Below are 2,033 nucleotides of genomic sequence, written 5' to 3'. Positions count from 1 at the left end.
AAGTATGCAGCAGCTTCTGGTGCCTTGCCTCAGCCAGATTTCTTTCTACCAGGCGTCGGTGGAAAGAGTTGGTGGGTCTGGAAGGACTTGAACCTTCGACCCCCGCCTTATCAAGACGGTGCTCTAACCACCTGAGCTACAGACCCGACTTAGATCTACGCAGTCAACAACCGATAAGCGTGAACACTCAACTTCCAGTGCATGCTCTAGAAAGGAGGTGATCCAGCCGCAGGTTCCCCTACGGCTACCTTGTTACGACTTCACCCCAGTCATGAATCGCGCCGTGGTAAGCGCCCCCCTCTCGGTTAGGCTACCTACTTCTGGCGAAACCCACTCCCATGGTGTGACGGGCGGTGTGTACAAGACCCGGGAACGTATTCACCGCGACATGCTGATCCGCGATTACTAGCGATTCCAGCTTCACGCAGTCGAGTTGCAGACTGCGATCCGGACTACGATCGGTTTTCTGGGGTTAGCTCCACCTCGCGGTTTGGCAGCCCTCTGTACCGACCATTGTATGACGTGTGAAGCCCTACCCATAAGGGCCATGAGGACTTGACGTCATCCCCACCTTCCTCCGGTTTGTCACCGGCAGTCTCCTTAGAGTGCTCTTGCGTAGCAACTAAGGACAAGGGTTGCGCTCGTTGCGGGACTTAACCCAACATCTCACGACACGAGCTGACGACAGCCATGCAGCACCTGTGTTACGGCTCTCTTTCGAGCACTCCCACCTCTCAGCAGGATTCCGTACATGTCAAGGGTAGGTAAGGTTTTTCGCGTTGCATCGAATTAATCCACATCATCCACCGCTTGTGCGGGTCCCCGTCAATTCCTTTGAGTTTTAATCTTGCGACCGTACTCCCCAGGCGGTCAACTTCACGCGTTAGCTACGTTACTAAGGAAATGAATCCCCAACAACTAGTTGACATCGTTTAGGGCGTGGACTACCAGGGTATCTAATCCTGTTTGCTCCCCACGCTTTCGTGCATGAGCGTCAGTATTGGCCCAGGGGGCTGCCTTCGCCATCGGTATTCCTCCACATCTCTACGCATTTCACTGCTACACGTGGAATTCTACCCCCCTCTGCCATACTCTAGCCTTGCAGTCACATATGCAGTTCCCAGGTTAAGCCCGGGGATTTCACATCTGTCTTACAAAACCGCCTGCGCACGCTTTACGCCCAGTAATTCCGATTAACGCTTGCACCCTACGTATTACCGCGGCTGCTGGCACGTAGTTAGCCGGTGCTTATTCTTCCGGTACCGTCATCCCCCCGAGGTATTAACCCAGAGGATTTCTTTCCGGACAAAAGTGCTTTACAACCCGAAGGCCTTCTTCACACACGCGGCATTGCTGGATCAGGCTTTCGCCCATTGTCCAAAATTCCCCACTGCTGCCTCCCGTAGGAGTCTGGGCCGTGTCTCAGTCCCAGTGTGGCTGGTCGTCCTCTCAGACCAGCTACAGATCGTCGCCTTGGTGAGCTTTTACCTCACCAACTAGCTAATCTGATATCGGCCGCTCAAGTAGCGCGAGGCCCCGAAGGGTCCCCCGCTTTCCTCCTCAGAGTGTATGCGGTATTAATCCGGCTTTCGCCGAGCTATCCCCCACTACAAGGTACGTTCCGATATATTACTCACCCGTTCGCCACTCGCCACCAGGTGCAAGCACCCGTGCTGCCGTTCGACTTGCATGTGTAAGGCATGCCGCCAGCGTTCAATCTGAGCCAGGATCAAACTCTTCAGTTTAAACCTGTTACTGTTTTCGGTTTTTCGTGATAAATCACTAGAACCGGTCGCTCTCAAAGTATGCTGACAAGTTAATTACTTAACTTACCTATTACTATGTGAGCCTCAATAAATTTAAAGCTTATCTGCCGAAGCAGACGCACCATTCATCGAGTGCCCACACTTATCGGTTGTTTAATTTTTAAAGATCAATCGCATCTGACTTCGCTTCGTCGCACACTTACCGCGCCGTCGCTTCGTTTTCTGCGTCGCTGCATCAGCAGCAGAGAAGTGAGATTATGTCGCAGC

2 rRNA genes (1 of these 2 running past the window's edge) are annotated in these 2,033 nt (G+C 52.9%); both read right to left on the bottom strand.

Features of this window, described 5'->3' with window-relative positions:
- Nucleotides 1-128, bottom strand: a 23S ribosomal RNA gene (locus ACIPHM_RS24460) (it extends 2,808 nt beyond the left edge of the window).
- 82 nt (nt 129-210) lie between these two features.
- Nucleotides 211-1,745: ribosomal RNA gene (locus ACIPHM_RS24455) — 16S ribosomal RNA — on the bottom strand.
- Together the 16S and 23S rRNA genes form the textbook arrangement of a ribosomal RNA operon.
- Nucleotides 1,746-2,033: the final 288 nt, after the last annotated feature.

Source organism: Pandoraea sp. NPDC087047 (assembly GCF_044745225.1).
GTDB lineage: Bacteria > Pseudomonadota > Gammaproteobacteria > Burkholderiales > Burkholderiaceae > Pandoraea.
The sequence above is the reverse complement of the archived record's forward strand: the minus strand, read 5'-3'. Positions and strand labels throughout refer to the sequence as shown.